The sequence below is a fragment of the Lapillicoccus sp. genome (genome assembly GCF_025353065.1).
Classification (GTDB): domain Bacteria; phylum Actinomycetota; class Actinomycetes; order Actinomycetales; family Dermatophilaceae; genus Lapillicoccus.
In genome coordinates this window covers 1-14,083 of the sequence record NZ_JANXRJ010000066.1, presented here as the reverse complement: position 1 = coordinate 14,083, position 14,083 = coordinate 1, and the positions used below count along the sequence as shown (strand labels likewise).

Annotated in this window: 17 protein-coding genes; 9 read left to right on the top strand and 8 right to left on the bottom strand. The window is 70.9% G+C overall.

Translation table 11 applies throughout. The annotated features are described in order from the left end of the window. On the top strand, positions 1-457 hold a 457-nt coding region (locus tag Q0R63_RS06225), incomplete at its 5' end, for a hypothetical protein (protein ID WP_295695392.1). Positions 458-545: 88 nt separating this feature from the next. On the opposite strand, the gene Q0R63_RS06220 is transcribed toward Q0R63_RS06225, so the two are convergent. The 3 genes from Q0R63_RS06220 to Q0R63_RS06210 all read right to left on the bottom strand — a co-directional run bounded on the left by Q0R63_RS06220 (position 546) and on the right by Q0R63_RS06210 (position 3,142). Then, positions 546-980 carry an SDR family NAD(P)-dependent oxidoreductase gene (locus Q0R63_RS06220; protein WP_295695390.1) on the bottom strand — a complete coding sequence of 145 codons (435 nt, stop codon included), beginning with the start codon at positions 978-980 and terminating at the stop codon, positions 546-548. Between the two features lie 68 nt (positions 981-1,048). Further along, the gene (locus Q0R63_RS06215; RefSeq protein WP_295695388.1) at positions 1,049-1,627 is read right to left on the bottom strand and encodes a TetR/AcrR family transcriptional regulator; all 579 of its coding nucleotides are present in this window, start codon (positions 1,625-1,627) and stop codon (positions 1,049-1,051) included. Positions 1,628-1,675: 48 nt separating this feature from the next. Beyond that, positions 1,676-3,142, bottom strand: a complete 1,467-nt coding sequence (locus tag Q0R63_RS06210) for an amidase (RefSeq protein ID WP_295695386.1) — start codon at positions 3,140-3,142, stop codon at positions 1,676-1,678. A 315-nt stretch (positions 3,143-3,457) separates the two neighbouring features. On the opposite strand from Q0R63_RS06210, the gene Q0R63_RS06205 reads away from it, so the two are divergent. From Q0R63_RS06205 to Q0R63_RS06195, 3 genes are all read left to right on the top strand, one after another. Beyond that, positions 3,458-4,126: a DUF1345 domain-containing protein gene (locus Q0R63_RS06205; protein ID WP_295695384.1), complete on the top strand. Its 669-nt coding sequence runs from the start codon at positions 3,458-3,460 to the stop codon at positions 4,124-4,126. Between the two features lie 240 nt (positions 4,127-4,366). Continuing rightward, positions 4,367-4,807 carry a hypothetical protein gene (locus tag Q0R63_RS06200; RefSeq protein ID WP_295695382.1) on the top strand — a complete coding sequence of 147 codons (441 nt, stop codon included), beginning with the start codon at positions 4,367-4,369 and terminating at the stop codon, positions 4,805-4,807. Continuing rightward, on the top strand, positions 4,804-5,433 hold the full coding sequence (locus tag Q0R63_RS06195; protein ID WP_295695380.1) for a hypothetical protein: 630 nt from the start codon (positions 4,804-4,806) through the stop codon (positions 5,431-5,433). The genes Q0R63_RS06200 and Q0R63_RS06195 overlap by 4 nt, the downstream gene beginning before the upstream one ends. A 94-nt stretch (positions 5,434-5,527) precedes the next feature. On the opposite strand, the gene Q0R63_RS06190 is transcribed toward Q0R63_RS06195, so the two are convergent. After that, positions 5,528-5,716, bottom strand: coding sequence for a hypothetical protein (locus Q0R63_RS06190; protein ID WP_295695378.1), 189 nt, complete (start codon positions 5,714-5,716; stop codon positions 5,528-5,530). Positions 5,717-5,906: 190 nt separating this feature from the next. Between Q0R63_RS06190 and Q0R63_RS06185 the strand changes: the two genes are divergently transcribed. Next, the gene (locus Q0R63_RS06185) at positions 5,907-7,151 is read left to right on the top strand and encodes an aminoglycoside phosphotransferase family protein (protein WP_295695376.1); all 1,245 of its coding nucleotides are present in this window, start codon (positions 5,907-5,909) and stop codon (positions 7,149-7,151) included. A 92-nt stretch (positions 7,152-7,243) separates the two neighbouring features. Here the strand turns inward: Q0R63_RS06185 and Q0R63_RS06180 are convergent, their stop codons facing one another. The 4 genes from Q0R63_RS06180 to fgd all read right to left on the bottom strand — a co-directional run bounded on the left by Q0R63_RS06180 (position 7,244) and on the right by fgd (position 11,064). Further along, positions 7,244-8,266, bottom strand: a complete 1,023-nt coding sequence (locus Q0R63_RS06180; protein ID WP_295695374.1) for an LLM class flavin-dependent oxidoreductase — start codon at positions 8,264-8,266, stop codon at positions 7,244-7,246. A gap of 37 nt (positions 8,267-8,303) precedes the next feature. Beyond that, a complete protein-coding gene (locus Q0R63_RS06175) occupies positions 8,304-9,371 on the bottom strand; it encodes an alkene reductase (RefSeq protein WP_295695372.1) in 1,068 nt (355 codons plus the stop codon). Positions 9,372-9,513: 142 nt separating this feature from the next. Then, positions 9,514-9,807: a hypothetical protein gene (locus Q0R63_RS06170; RefSeq protein ID WP_295695370.1), complete on the bottom strand. Its 294-nt coding sequence runs from the start codon at positions 9,805-9,807 to the stop codon at positions 9,514-9,516. 231 nt (positions 9,808-10,038) lie between these two features. Beyond that, entirely contained in the window at positions 10,039-11,064 is a 1,026-nt protein-coding gene (gene fgd / locus Q0R63_RS06165) for a glucose-6-phosphate dehydrogenase (coenzyme-F420) (RefSeq protein WP_295695368.1), read from the bottom strand. Between the two features lie 116 nt (positions 11,065-11,180). Between fgd and Q0R63_RS06160 the strand changes: the two genes are divergently transcribed. From Q0R63_RS06160 to Q0R63_RS06145, 4 genes are all read left to right on the top strand, one after another. Then, complete coding sequence (locus Q0R63_RS06160; protein WP_295695366.1) at positions 11,181-11,780, top strand: GNAT family N-acetyltransferase; 600 nt, start codon at positions 11,181-11,183, stop codon at positions 11,778-11,780. A gap of 81 nt (positions 11,781-11,861) precedes the next feature. Then, entirely contained in the window at positions 11,862-13,094 is a 1,233-nt protein-coding gene (locus Q0R63_RS06155; RefSeq protein WP_295695364.1) for an aminotransferase class III-fold pyridoxal phosphate-dependent enzyme, read from the top strand. Positions 13,095-13,173: 79 nt separating this feature from the next. Further along, positions 13,174-13,692: a DUF4188 domain-containing protein gene (locus Q0R63_RS06150; RefSeq protein ID WP_295695362.1), complete on the top strand. Its 519-nt coding sequence runs from the start codon at positions 13,174-13,176 to the stop codon at positions 13,690-13,692. A gap of 46 nt (positions 13,693-13,738) precedes the next feature. Beyond that, a complete protein-coding gene (locus Q0R63_RS06145) occupies positions 13,739-13,975 on the top strand; it encodes a type II toxin-antitoxin system VapB family antitoxin (protein WP_295695360.1) in 237 nt (78 codons plus the stop codon). Positions 13,976-14,083 lie beyond the last annotated feature (108 nt).

The window sequence follows — 14,083 nt, the reverse complement described above, 5'->3', positions numbered from 1 at the left end:
GGCCTCGACCGCGGCCTGCGCCGCGGCGTCCGCGGTAATGCTCGGGCGTCTCGTCGTCGACTTCGTGGGGAGACTCGTGCTGCTGGTGGCGCTGGGGTTGGTGATGGTGGGGGTGCCGTTCGGGGGCCGCAGCCAGCACCGGGATCGTCGTCGACCAGTCCGGGCCATCGACCCGATCGTGGTCCTCATCGCCGGCCGCAGAGGCAAGGGTCAAGGGTGGCCGGAGCTCATCGCACAGCGACGCGAACCGCCCTCGATGCTGCCTGGCGGCGAGGGGTCCAGCAGGACACCCTCGGGCCGGCGCGGGCACAAGGAAGACCCGCTGTACAAGATCCACGGCCTCCTGCGCCGCGGCCGCGAGCGCCTGTCGGAGAAGCAGGAAGCCAAGCTCAACCCCTGCCTCATCCCTGTCTGTCAGGGTGAGTTGAGACCAGCGGGTCATAGCAAGTCCGTCTGACAGGGCGAGATCAGGATCATCCACCATGAGTAGTTCTACGTTGTCTTCGTCGTTGGCGTCGGTCGCCGATGATGGGGTGATGAGCGGTTCACATCCACGTGCCGGCGGGCCGGTCCGGCGTCGACGGTTCACGCCGGCCCAGAAGGCTGGGCAGTGCAGCGCGGCTCATCCAGACGGCGCTGAACAGGTTGAGCGCGAACAGCTCTCGCCACTGCTCGTCGCCGACGTCGAGGAATCCCCCGAGTCCGAACCGGTCGGGGTCGCCGGCTCCGACGTTGTTGACCAGGATGTCGATGCCGCCCAGCTCGGCGAGTGCGCTGTCCACCACGGCGGCGGCGCCGGCCGCGGTGGACAGGTCGGCCGCAACCGTTGCGACCGTCGCCTCCTGCATGTACGGGGTGATCGTGCGTGCGGCGCCGACGACGCGGACGCCCTCGCGCGTCAGCGCCCGGGAGACAGCCAGCCCGATACCGCGGCTCGCGCCGGTCACCACTGCTGTCTTGTCGAGCAGGTGCAGATCCATCGCTCTTCCTTTCTTGAACTGGAGGACCAAAACGAGGCCGAGATGAGGCCCCGCCGAGGCGGACGGGTTCAGCCCAACGCAGCGAGAGCCGAGTCGATGACGCGATGCAAGGTCGGTGCCTCGTGGGTCATCGCCATGACGCGCAGGCCGGCCAGTGTGGTGGCGAGAAACTCCGCGATGGCCCGCGCGTCGACCTCGGGGCCGACGTCACCGGCGCGCTGGCCCTGCTCGATGCGGGCCGTCAGCGCGGCGGTCTGCCGATCCTGCATGGCCCGGATCGTCCGAGCGACCTGCGGATCATGCCCGGCCAGCTCGACTGCGGTGTTGCCCACGAGGCAGCCCCTCGGGGACTGCTGCGCGCGATCGAGGTCGACGATGAAGCGCAAAGCGGCTCGGAGGCACTCCCTCGTTGGCCCGGGCCGAGAGAGCAGTTCGCCCGCGAGCTCGGACACCTGCTCGTCGTACCTCGCAAGAGCGCGGTCGAACAGCTCGCGCTTGCTGTTGAACGCGTTGTAGAGGCTGCCCTTGGCGATGCCGGTTGCGTCCGCCAGGTGCGCGGGTGAGGTGTTCGCGTAGCCGTGCGTCCAAAACACCTCCATCGCGCGCTCGATGACGACGTCGTCGTCGAAGCTTCGCGGCCGGCCCATGCCCGCACTTTAGGCGTTCTAAACCCTCAGGTCAAGAAGTCGAGGGATTCAACGGCGGCCGCTGTCGGCCGGCCGCCCGGCGGGCTCGACGTCGAAGGCCGTGAACCCCGGGGCGTTCCGCGGCCACGGGTGGGCTCGCTCCCACGCGGCGGCCAGGTCGAGGAGCCAGCCGTCGGCATACCGGGCGGCGGTGACCTGCAGGCCGAACGGCAGCGGGCCGCACCGCCCCGCCGGCAGGCTGATCGCCGGGTGCCCGGTGAGGTTCTGCAGCTCGGTCGAGTAGGCGGACGACGGGAGCGGCCCGGGGGCATCGCCGGGGCGCAGCCTTCCCTCAGCGGTGAAGCTCGCGCAGGCCACCGCCGGGGTGAGCAGCACGGCGTCGTCGCCCAGCAACCGGTCGAACGCCGCCACGAGGGCGAACCGCCGGCGCCGCGCAGCGAGGTAGTCGTCGATCCCCACCCGCAGGCCGTGACGCAGGAACGCCCGCGCGGCCGGGGTCATCCGGTCGAGGCCCGCCTCGACGAAGGCACGCCCCAGCGCGCTGACGTGGTCGGCCGTGCCGAGGGTCAGCCAGTCGCCGCCCGGGTCGAGCCCGAGGTCGCCGCCGGAGGGGCTCGGGTCGAGGTGCACCACCGCGGCCTCCGGGAACAGCGCCGTGAAGGCGTCGGCCGCTGCGCTGAAGCTCGCAGCGACGTCGGCCGGCAGTGGTCCGACGTCGGTGGTCCGCTCGGCGACGAGGACACGCCGCGGGGCGAGCGGACCGGCATACGGGGGTATGCCGCGTCCGGGCCACGCCTCGGCGTCGCCCTCCGCGCCCGGACCGGCTCCGGCGATGACGGAGAGCAGCAGCCGCAGGTCGCCTACCGTCGTGGCCATCGGCCCGTCGGTCGACAGGTCGATCCAGTCCGGTGCCGGATGTCGCGGAACGACCCCGCGAGTGGGCTTGAGGCCGACCAGCCCGCAGAAGGCCGACGGGATCCGGATCGAGCCGCCGCCGTCGGTGGCCGTGGCGACCGGGACGAAGCCCGCAGCCAGCGCTGCCGCCGACCCGCCGCTCGAGCCGCCCGGCGAGAGCGCCCGGTCCCACGGGTTGCGGGTGACCCCGGTGAGCAGGCTCGCCGTGAAGCCCTCGGTCGCGAACTCCGGCAGCGTCGTCTTGCCGACGACCATCGCCCCGGCGGCCCGCAGCCGAGCCGGCACGAGGCCGTCGGCCCGGGCGGGTGGGGCGTCGGCCAGCAGCAGCGACCCCTTGCGGGTCGGCAGGCCTGCGACGTCCTCGAGGTCCTTGACGAGCACGGGCACCCCGGCGAGCGGACCGGGACTCGCGCCGGCGTCGAGAGCCCGGTCGAGCTCCTCCGCCTGCCGCAGGGCCGCGTCGGGGCACATCGCGCAGACGGCACCCAGGGCGGTCCCCACCGGGCCGCCGTCGCCCGCAGCGATGCGGCGCAGCGCCTCCTCGACGGCCGCCACGGCGGTCACCCGGCGGCGCGCGACAGCGTTCGAGGTGGTGAGCACGGGCCCGTCAGCCGGCCCATCCGCATCGCGGCTGCTCATGTGTCCGCCCGCAGCCCCAGCCGGGTCACGTCAGGAGTGAGGAGCCGGAAGGCGGGGAAGGGGAACGGGTGCGCCACGCCGCCGTCGGCGTGGAGCGGACCACGCCACGGCCGAGCGGCTCGCCGGTGCGGTCGAGGAGCGCCCTGGTGCGCGCAGCCCAGTAGGGACATCGCCTCTCCTCCCCGGGTCCGGTCATCCACGCGAGAACGCGGATGAGGTTACTCCTCATCCAGCGGGGCAGAAGGGCTTTTTCGGACGGGTCTGCCATCGTGAGGTATGCCCTCTGTCCCCACCGTCGTCGACCGTCGGCCCCGTGATCTGTCCGCCCGGTCCAAGCTCCTGATCTCGCTCTTCCTGGGCGTGGTCGCCGCGACGGTCGTCGCGCTTCTCGGTGCGCTTCGCCTGGCGCCCCTGATCGGCTGGGATGTCCTCGCGCTGGTCTTCGGTGCCTGGACCTGGGGCGTGATCTGGCCGATGGACCCGGCGGAGACCGCCGGCCACAGTCGACGGGAGAACCCCGGGCGCGACGACGCGGATCTCGTCCTGTCATCGGCCGCCATCGCGAGCCTGATCGCCGTCGGCGTGGTGCTGGTCGGCGCCAGTCAGGACCAGGGCGGCAGCCGGTATCTCCATGCCGGGCTGGCGTTGGCCTCGGTGTTCATCTCGTGGATCCTGATCCACACCGTCTACACCCTGAAGTACGCCCGGCTCTACTACTCCGGGACGCCGGGCGGAATCGACTTCAACGAGTCCGACGACCCGGACTACCGCGACTTCGCCTACCTCGCGTTCACCCTCGGGATGACGTTCCAGGTGTCGGACACCGATATCCAGACCAAGGAGATCCGTCGTGCCGCCCTGCGACACGCGTGGCTGTCCTTCCCGCTCGGCACCGTCATCATCGCCGCGTCCATCAACCTCCTGTCGGGGCTCGCCAGCAAGTAGGCCCCCCTCCCGCCGACGACCCTCCTCGTCGCGCTCTCGCGAGGTACGTCAATTCCAGGACGCCGCGGGGGCGGCTCTGCCACACTCACCTCGGGCAGAAACCCAGGGGCTGAGCAATGGAGGCCAAGCATGTGGAAACGCCTGGTAGCAGTGGGAGTTGCGTCGATCGCGTTGGTTGTCGGGGGGCTGGCCGGCAGCGGTCCCGTCGCCCAGGCAGCCACTCAGCCGGAGGGTAGCCACGTGGCCCGGCTCGGGGACATCAGGCCGATGTTCGACACCGGGGTCGCCCCGGGTTCCGCCGCTGCGGATCCCACGGTTGCGGCCGCCGGGGGTCTGAAGGTGTGGTCGCAGTCGGTGACCGACGGCGGATCGTCGTTCACCTACCGGATGGTCGGGAACAGCCCGTTCGTCCACCAGACCGCTCCGAGCACGAGCATCAAGACGCCGCTGGTCCCCGTCATCGTCCGCTTCACCGACGGGTCCACCTGGAACCCCACCGTCGGCGACTCGTGCGACACGACCAGCGCAGTCACGCGCACGATGAGCTCCCCGATGGTCAAGAGCCTCGCGTGGTCCTTCGGCGGCACCAGCGTCGGCACGGGTCAGTACTCCGACGCGTTCCAGCGAGCCAGCTTCTCACCCAGACCGGCCCGTCCGGGATCAACCCGGGCTATCACGTGAAGCTGGCCTACAACCTCCGGCCGGCCATCACGATCAACGTTCCTGCGGCCTCTTCTGCAGAGGGCACGACGACCTGCGGCAACCGTCTCCTGGGCTCGATCGAGATCAACTGGCTCGACAACTACCTGCAGACGACGGCGTTGCCGCAGCTGCAGAGCCAGGGCTTGGGGGCCAGCACCTTCCCGGTGTTCTTGATGGGCAATGTTGTCGAGTACATCGGGACCACCTCCAACTGCTGCGTCCTCGGCTACCACAACGCGACCTCCAGCGCTGCGACAGGGCAGACGTATGCCGTGTCGATGTACGACAACACCGGCGACTTCACCGGTTCGTCGGACGTCTCGGTGCTCCCGCACGAGGTCGCCGAGTGGATCAACGACCCCCTCGTGAACAACCCGACCAAGCCCTGGGGACACATCGGTCAGGTCAGTGGTTGTCAGAACAACCTCGAGGTCGGCGACCCCCTCTCCGGCACGACCACCCAGGTGACCCTGAACGGCAAGTCCTACCGGTTGCAGGAGAACGCGTTCGTCTCGTGGTTCTACCACCAGAGCCCGAGCACCGGTGTGAACGGCTGGTACTCAAACTTCGGCACGTTCCGCAGCTCGGCGGCGCCCTGCGCCTGATGGTCGATCGCTCGGGAACGAGGGCTGCCCAGGCAACCGCTGACCCACGCACGACGCGCGCCCCCGGGACCCCCCCCGCGGGCGCGCGTCTCGATCAGCCCGTGCTCGGGGGTGTGTCCTTCGGCTCGTCCTTCTTGCCGGCCTGCTTGTCGCGGCGCGAGGCGGCCGCGCCGAGGTAGCGACGCATCGCGGCCTGCACGCGGTTCTCACCGGACGTCGGCGGGCTGGCACCCACCTCGTCGCGTGCCTCGCGCCCGATCCGCTTGTCGTTGATGTTGTTCATGACGGTCTCCTTCCCTGACTCAATGCCGGAGACGTCGACCCTGACCATGATTCCCTGAGGTCAGTGCCGACGTGCTCGCGGACTCCACCGTGTCAAGGCGCCGCCTGTCGGACCAGAGGACAAGGTCCCGCAATCTGCTCGACGGTTTCGCGAAGGCCCGGCGGCACTCCGGTTAGGGGACGATGGGGGCGTGTCGCCGTCCCCGCCGCCTCGCCTGGCCACCCTCGTCCTCTGCGACACCGACGGTGCCGTCATCGGTGAGCTGCCGCCGCTTGCCGCCCCCGCCTCCCCCTACTGGCCCGAGGTCGACGAGCTCGTCGCCGCTGCCCGTGAGCGCTGGGGTCTCGAGGTCGTCGTCCTCCGCCTGCTCATGACCGAGGCGCCGTATGCCGGGGGAGAGGTGAGCTATCTGGCTCAGCTGGTCGCAGGGTCACCACCAGCCGCGCTGCTCACCCGGGTCTCGTCCGCCACCACGGCGGCCGTCGACGGCGACCCCGCCCACCGGCTCGGGTGGGCAGAGCCGGGTGGCCTCGACGACCTCGCCGCCTGGGTCGACCTGGCCCTGCTCCCTCATGGTCGGCAGCGCACCGGCCAGCTGCGGCAGCGCAAGACCTGGAACCTGTCCCTGGTCGTCACGGCGCCGACGGACACGGCCCCGGTCTGGTTCAAGGCGGTGCCACCGTTCCTCGCCGACGAGGGTGGAGTGATCGCCCGCGTCGCACGGGTCGACCCTGGTCTCGCGCCGACGGTGCTCGCCCACGACCCCGCTCGCCGGGCCGTGCTCATGGACCACGTCGCCGGGCGGGACCAGTGGGGCCTCGCCGACGACGCGGTGATCCGGGCGATGGTGGACCGGTGGGTCGACGTCCAGACCGAGCTCGTCGACGACGTCGAGCACTGCCTCGCGGTGGGGGCGGCAGACGGTCGTTCCCTCGCCCTCGTGGAGTCGGTCCGCGAGCTGCTCTGGCTCCCCGAGATCGTCGAGGGACTGACGACGCGTGACTACGACGCGTTCGAGGACCTCGCCGACAACCTGGCGCGCCGCCTGGAGAAGGTGGAGGAGTGCGGCCTGCCCGACACGCTCGTCCACGGTGACCTGCACCCGGGCAACTGGCGCGGCGAGGGCGGCGACCTGAGGCTCCTGGACTGGGGCGACGTCCACGTCGGGAACCCCGTGCTCGACGTGCGGGCCTTCGTCGAGCGGCTGGAGGGCAGGGACCTGCAGGAGCGGACGAGGAACCACTGGGTCGAGGCCTGGCGGCGTGCCGTCCCGGGCTCGGACCCGGCGCGCGCGCTGGCTCTCCTCGAACCCGTCGCCGAGCTGGTGGCCGCCGCGACCTACCAGCGGTTCCTCGCGCACATCGAGCAGACCGAGCGCGTTTATCACCAGCACGATCCCCCCGACCGGATCCGCGCGGCGCTCGCCCTCGGCTGACGTCCTCTCCGCCTGGGTCCGCGGCAGTGAAGGTTCTCGCGACCAGGTCCGCGGACTCCAGCGGTCCTCGGCCGTGGTTCGACGGATACAGCTCAGGGGCGCGGGCTCCAGCCGAGCGCGGGTGCGAGCCGTGCGGCGATGTCGGTGAGGATCTGCACGTAGTCGGCGTGCTCGAAGGTGAAGGGCAGGGCGAAGGCGACCTCCGCCACCTCCCGGTATGCCGCGTGCGCCTGCAGCCGCCCGGCCAGTTCGGCCGACGTGCCGACGAGGTCGGGTGCGAACATCAGCCGGCCCGGGCCCTGGGGCGAGGCCGTGCGCGGCAGCCTCGACGCGGCATAGGCCTCGTAGCGCCGGCGTTGCTCAGGGGTGGCGCTGTCGGTGGGGATGACCACGAGTCCCTGTGAGACGCGGGCCTGCTCGCCGTCGGGGTGCGCCGCTCGGAAGGCCCGGATGTGGGAGAGCTGGATGGCGGCGAAGTCGTGCTCGTCACCGGGAGCCTCGGCCTTGACGACGCTGCTGGTGAGGAGGTTCATGCCGTGCTCGCCGGCCCAGGTCGCCGACCGGAGGCTGGCGCCGCCGTACCACATCCGTGAGGCGAGACCGGGGGAGTGCGGCTCGACACGGTGGGAGAAGACCTCGATGCCCTGGACGCCGCTGAACTCGCTGGCGCGCTCGCCGCGGACCAGTGCCAGCAGCCGCTCGACCCTGCCGTAGGTGAGGTCCTCCACCTCGGCGGTGCCGGGGTAGAGCGCGTCCTTGACGTCCTCCCACCTCATCGGGGGACCAATGCTGACACCGGGATTGAGCCGCCCGCCGGAGAGGATGTCGACGGTGGCGAGGTCCTCGGCCAGCCGCAGCGGGTTCTCCCAGCCGACCGGGGTGACGGCCGTGCCGAGCTCGATGTGCGAGGTCCGCTGGGTGGCCGCGGCCAGGACCGCGACCGGGGACGAGATGCCGTGCTGGAGGTGCCGGTGCCGCAGCCACGCGCTGTCGAAGCCGAGCTGCTCACCGAGCTCGATGATCTCCAGCGTCGACTCGTGGCCGCGGCCCGGGTCGTCGGGGTCGAACAGGCCGATCGTGAGGAAACCCAGCCTGCGCAGCGGCGACGACGTCATGGCGTCAGTCTCCCCGGTCGCGTGCCCGCGCCGGCGGTCAGGCGAACGGGTAGTCGGTGTAGCCTTCGGCGCCGCCGCCGTAGAACGTCTTGTCGTTCGGCGTGTTGAGCGGCAGGCCCTCGCGCCAGCGGCGGGCGAGGTCGGGGTTGGCGAGGAACTCGCGCCCGACGGCGACGAGGTCGCCGTGACCCGCCTCGAGGATCTCCTCGACGTCGGTGAGCGAGGTGATCTTGCCGAAGCCGCTGTTGGCGATGACCGGGCCGCCGAAGCGCTTGCGCAGGTCGAGCAGGAGGTCGGACGAGGGGTCACCGAGGATGCTGAGGTAGGCGAGCCCGAGCGGCGCGATCTGCTCGACGAGGGCCTCGTAGGTCGCGGCCACGTCGGCCGGGTCCTCCTCGAGGACACCCTGGATGTTGTGCGACGGGGAGATCCGGATGCCGACGCGCTCGGCGCCGATCGCCTCGGCGACGGCCGTGGTCACCTCGACCGCGAAGCGGGCGCGGGCCTGGGGCGAGCCGCCGTAGCCGTCGGTGCGGGTGTTGCTGGACGGCGCGAGGAACTGGTGCACGAGGTAGCCGTTCGCGGCGTGGACCTCGACGCCGTCGATCCCGGCCGCGACGGCTTGGCGGGCGGCGTGGACGAACTCCGCGACGACACCGGCGATCTCGTCGGTCTCGAGGGCTCGCGGGAGGACGTGGTCCTGCTGACCGGTCGCCGTGACGATCTGACCGGGGGCCGCGATGGCGCTGGGTGCCACCGACTCGAGGCCGTTCTTGTTGTCCGGGTGGGCGATTCGCCCGGCGTGCATCATCTGGATGACGATGCGTCCGCCGCCGGCGTGCACCGCGTCAGCCACGGCCCGCCAGCCTTCGACCTGCTCGGGCGAGTGGATGCCGGGGGTGTCGAGGTAGCCCTGGCCGACCGCGCTGGGCTGGGTGCCCTCGCTGATGATGAGACCGGCCGATGCGCGTTGGCCGTAGTACTCGGCGTTGAGCGGGCCGGGTGCCTGACCCTCACCGGCACGGTTGCGGGTCAGGGGGGCCATCACGAAACGCTGCGGCAGCTGCCACGGACCGACCTGGATGCTCTCGAACGCACGGGACACGCTGGCTCAACTCCTGGGGAATGGAAAGTAGTGGAAGGTTCACCTTTCGGTGCACGATCCGGACAACTCCCCTTCCGCGGAGGTCATTCCCCGATGGCGCCCGGTATGCGTCACGTCACGTCGTGGGACCCCCCTGGTGCCCTCAGATCCTGTCGTCCGTTTGCGTTGTGGCCGCGGTGCCGAGGTCCTCGGCGAGAATGCGAACGACTCGACCAAAGACGGCGCTGCGAACCGCCGGGTTGTCTGGCTGGTAGCTGGTCGAGAGCCATCTGTCGGTGTCGTCGAGCACGATCACGGGGCGCAGGTCGTCGCTCGCGATCAGGTCGATGAGCTGTCGTGCCTGGTCGATGGTCTGGGTTGCAGTGGATGGTTCGGGGGCGCTGGCCCGGGAGCGGCCGTGGTGCCTGCTCTGCCGGGCAGGCTGGTGGTGACCCATCTGCGCACGAGAGTGATGAGGTGCTGGGCGAACGCGGCTGGGTCGGTGGCTACCTCGGGTCGTTCCAGCGCGACGGGGATCCTCATCGGGGCCAGGCCTTCGACGAGTGGCCCGAGGACGTGCTCGGTGACGGAGGACTTCCCCGCGCCGGATGTGCCGACCAGGCACGAAAACATCGGGGCCACGAGGCGCTCGACACCAATCGCCTTGTCTGCCAAACCTGCTCAGGCGTCAGCCGAGCTCACGCAGGCCGGGGAGGACCTGCTCGGCGAAGGTCGTGAGGAAGCGCGACTGGTCGTCGCCCGGCCCGTGGAAGACGAGGTGGTCGAACCCCCAGTCGACGTACTTCTTGACCGCGGCCACGACCTCCTCAGGGTCGGACGAGACGATCCAGCGCTGGGCGACCTGCTCGTCGCTGAGCTCGTCACCGAGCCGTTCCATCTCCAGCGGGTCGCTCGTGCCGTGCTTCTGCTCCGCGGTGAGCGACAGCGCCGCCCAGAAGCGGCAGTTCGTCACCGCCCGCTCGCGGTCTGGGTCCCAGGAGAGCTTGATCTCGATCATCCGGTCGATGTCGTCGCGGGTGCGCCCGGACTTCTCGAGCCCCTCGTCGACAGCGGGCAGCAGCTTGTCCTGGTAGAGCTCGTCACCCTTGCCCGAGGTGCAGATGAAGCCGTCGCCGGACCGGCCGGCATACCGGGCGACGAGGGGGCCACCGGCCGCGACGTAGACGGGGATCGGCTGCTCGGGCTTGTCGTAGATCGTGGCGTCCTTGGTGCGGTAGTACTCGCCCTCGAAGGTCACCCGCTCACCGGTCCACAGCTCCCGCATCAGGGCGACCGACTCGCGCAGCCGGGCGAACCGCTCCTTGAACTCCGGCCAGGCCGAACCGTCCTCGCCGACGTCCACCGACCCGACGACGACCTCGTTGAGCGCCTCGCCCGAGCCGACGCCGAGCATCACGCGGCCGGGGTAGAGCGACCCGAGGGTGCCGAAGGCCTGCGCGACGACGGCCGGGTTGTAGCGGAAGGTCGGCGTCATCACCGACGTGCCGAGCTGGACGCGCTCCGTGCGCTCGCCGACGGCCGCGAGCCACGCGAGCGAGAACGGCGCGTGTCCGCCGTGATGGCGCCAGGGCTGGAAGTGGTCGGAGATCATCACGCTGTCGAGGCCGAGCTGCTCGGCCTGCACGGCGTAGTCGAGCAGCCGCCGCGGCGCGAACTGCTCCGCCGAGGCCTTGTAACCGATCTTCAACGCCATGGCTGCTCCTCGTGGTCCTCGGTGGTGCGTCATTGCCTGCGGGTGGCCCCCACCACCTGGCCCGTATGCCGTGCTCGACCCTATGCCTGACCCTCGCCTCCGCGTAGGGTCACCCCGTGCCGAGGCCTGTTCCGCCTGAACTGCCTACTCCGACCGCGCGGCTCACGTTTCGCGCCTTCACGGCGGCGGACGGCAGGCGGGTCCACCGGCTCGTCGGCGACCCGGAGGTCATGCGCCACCTGCAGGGCGACGCGCTGGCGCCGGAGCGGGTGGAGGAGAAGGTCCTCGTCCCGATGCTCATGGCCGCCGCCGAGCAGCCCGGCTACGGACGGATCTGCGTCGAGCGACGTGACGACGGCGCCTTCATCGGGTGGGTCAGCCTCGTGCCCCGCGTGCCGGACGGCGGACCGATGTACGGATGGGTGCGCGGTGCGGTCGGGGCGCCCGTCGTCGAGCTCGGCTACCGTGTCGTGCACGAGGCGTGGGGGATGGGCCTCGCGACGGAGGCTGCCGGGGCAGCGGTCGAGCACGCCCTCACGACCCTCGGGGCGAGCACGGTGGTCGCGACGACGATGGCGGTCAACGCGGGCTCGCGCCGAGTGCTCGAGCGGCTCGGGTTCACCCTCGCGGGCGTCCGCTTCCTGCAGTGGGACGAGCCCAACCCCGGATGGGAACAGGGCGAGGCGGAGTACGTCCTCGGCGTCCGGCCGGTCTGACGCGCACCCCGTCCTGCGATAGCGTCGACGCCGCCGGTCTGGCACGGGAAGGACCGGCAGGACGAGCCTGAGGAGGCGGACGTGGGAACCCTGTGGCACCCCTTCTCGGACATGGGCGTGGTGGAGCGGGACGGCGAGTTCGTCATCGCCCGCGGCGAGGGCGCCTGCGTCTTCGACGCCGACGGCAACCGCTACCTCGACGCGACGGCGGGGCTGTGGTTCACCAACGTCGGTCACGGGCGGGCGGAGCTCGCCGACGCGGCGGCCGAGCAGATGCGGGCCATCGCGGCGTACAGCACCTTCGGCGACTACGTCACGCCGACGACGGTCGCCCTCGCCGACAGGCTGGCGGGGATCGCGCCGGTGCCGGGCTCGAAGATCTTCCTCACCTCTGGCGGGTCGGACTCCATCGAGACCGCCGCCAAGCTCGCCCGCCGCTACTGGGTCGAGGCCGGCAAGCCGGAGAAGACCGTCGTCATCGGGCGGCAGAAGGCCTACCACGGCATGCACTACGCCGGCACCGCGCTGGGCGGCATGCCCGGCAACACCCAGGGCTACGGCGTGCTCGTGCCGGACACGGCGACGGTGGCGTGGGACGACGTCGAGGACCTGCGTGCGACGATCGAGCGGCTGGGTCCGGAGCACGTCGCGGCGTTCTTCTGCGAGCCGGTGATGGGCGCCGGTGGGGTCTACCCGCCGCCGCCCGACTACCTCGCCGGCGTCCGCAAGCTCTGCACCGAGCTGGACGTCCTCTTCGTCGCGGACGAGGTCGTCACGGGCTACGGCCGGATCGGCGGGTCGTGGTTCGCCTCGACGCGCTTCGGGCTGGAGCCCGACATGGTGGCGACCGCCAAGGGGCTGACCTCGGGCTACGTCCCGATGGGCGCCGTATTGGTGTCGCCCAAGGTCGCGGAGCCGTTCTTCCGGCCCGACGCCGGCGTCTGGCTGCGACACGGCTACACCTACTCGGGCCACGCGACCGCCGCCGCGGTGGCGTTGGCCAACCTCGCGATCATCGAGCGCGAAGGCCTGTTGGACGAGGCCACAAGGCTGGAGTCGACCCTCGCCGCAGTGCTGTCGCCGCTCGCGGACCATGACCGCGTCGCCGAGGTGCGTTGTGGGACAGGGGCGCTCGCCGCGGTGCAGCTCGTCGAGGTGGGGGAGGCGATGGCCCTGGCCAAGACGCTCCGGCGGTTCGGGGTCGCCACCCGCGCGGTGGGCGTCGGCGGCATACAGATCTCTCCGGCCCTGGTGATGACCGACGCCCAGGTCGGCGAGCTCGGGGAGCGGATCGCGGCGGCTCTGGACGTCTGACGCCGCTGCCTCTTGACACTGGAGAGTATGACTATCCATTATTGGGGAGTCGCACTATCCAACTACAGCGGAGGCAGAGATGGCGCAGGTCCAGGCGGAGCGAACGACCCACGATCACGACGGGTCGATCACGGTGTTCCTCATCGGGCTCCGGTTCAACAAGCTCTACCGGGTCGACCAGTGGCTCCCGGTCTTCCTCGCGATGCCCAAGATGCTGACCGAGCTCTACACCAACAAGGCCCTCGCGGTACGCGGCGAGGCCGAGGACCTCGGCTTCCTCGAGGCCCGCACCCTCCTCGGGGGCAAGGGCATCACGATGGTGCAGTACTGGCGCAGCGCGGCGGACGTCTACCGCTACGCCTCGGCGCCCGAGCACGCGCACCGGCCGGCGTGGACCACGTTCAACAGGCGGGTCCGCACCGCTGCCGGGGTGGTCGGCATCTGGCACGAGACGTATGCCGTGCCTGCCGGCGGGCACGAGAGCGTCTACGTGGGGATGCCGGTCACCGGCCTTGCGGCCGCGACCACGTCCCTGCCGATCGCCCAGAGCAACCGGCGGCACGCGACGCTCGAGCGGAACGCCCCGAGCGCGGGCTGAGCGTGGGGACCGAGGTCAGCTCTGGGACGAGTGGCATGATGATGGCATGAATCGCATACGCCTGAGCACCACGGTCGATGGAGAGCTCCTGCAGCGCGCGCGGAAGGTCCGTTCCGGGTCCACCGACGCGGCGCTGGTCGACGAAGCTCTCGGGGCTCTCCTGGCTCGCTACCGTTCTGCAGAAGTGGACGCGAGCTATGCCGCCTACGACGCACACCCGCTGGAGGAGCCCGACGAGTGGGGTGACCTGGCGTCGTTCCGTCGCGCCGCGGCCGGCTCGTGAGCGACACACCGGCGCGTGGGGAGGTCTGGTGGTGCGAGATGGTCGACATCGGGCGCCGGCCCGTCGTCGTCCTGTCCCGCAATGCCGTGATTCCGCATCATCGCCGCG

Bases quoted from the DNA above. Each gene is read 5' to 3' on its own strand.
- Q0R63_RS06180 (WP_295695374.1), bottom strand. From the start codon at position 8,266: ATGACGTCGTCGCCGCTGCGCAGGCTGGGTTTCCTCACGATCGGCCTG.
- Q0R63_RS06150 (WP_295695362.1), top strand. From the start codon at position 13,174: ATGGCGCAGGTCCAGGCGGAGCGAACGACCCACGATCACGACGGGTCG.
- Q0R63_RS06220 (WP_295695390.1), bottom strand. From the start codon at position 980: ATGGATCTGCACCTGCTCGACAAGACAGCAGTGGTGACCGGCGCGAGC.
- Q0R63_RS06190 (WP_295695378.1), bottom strand. From the start codon at position 5,716: ATGAACAACATCAACGACAAGCGGATCGGGCGCGAGGCACGCGACGAG.
- Q0R63_RS06205 (WP_295695384.1), top strand. From the start codon at position 3,458: ATGCCCTCTGTCCCCACCGTCGTCGACCGTCGGCCCCGTGATCTGTCC.
- Q0R63_RS06145 (WP_295695360.1), top strand. From the start codon at position 13,739: ATGAATCGCATACGCCTGAGCACCACGGTCGATGGAGAGCTCCTGCAG.
- fgd (WP_295695368.1), bottom strand. From the start codon at position 11,064: ATGGCGTTGAAGATCGGTTACAAGGCCTCGGCGGAGCAGTTCGCGCCG.
- Q0R63_RS06215 (WP_295695388.1), bottom strand. From the start codon at position 1,627: ATGGGCCGGCCGCGAAGCTTCGACGACGACGTCGTCATCGAGCGCGCG.
- Q0R63_RS06170 (WP_295695370.1), bottom strand. From the start codon at position 9,807: ATGGGTCACCACCAGCCTGCCCGGCAGAGCAGGCACCACGGCCGCTCC.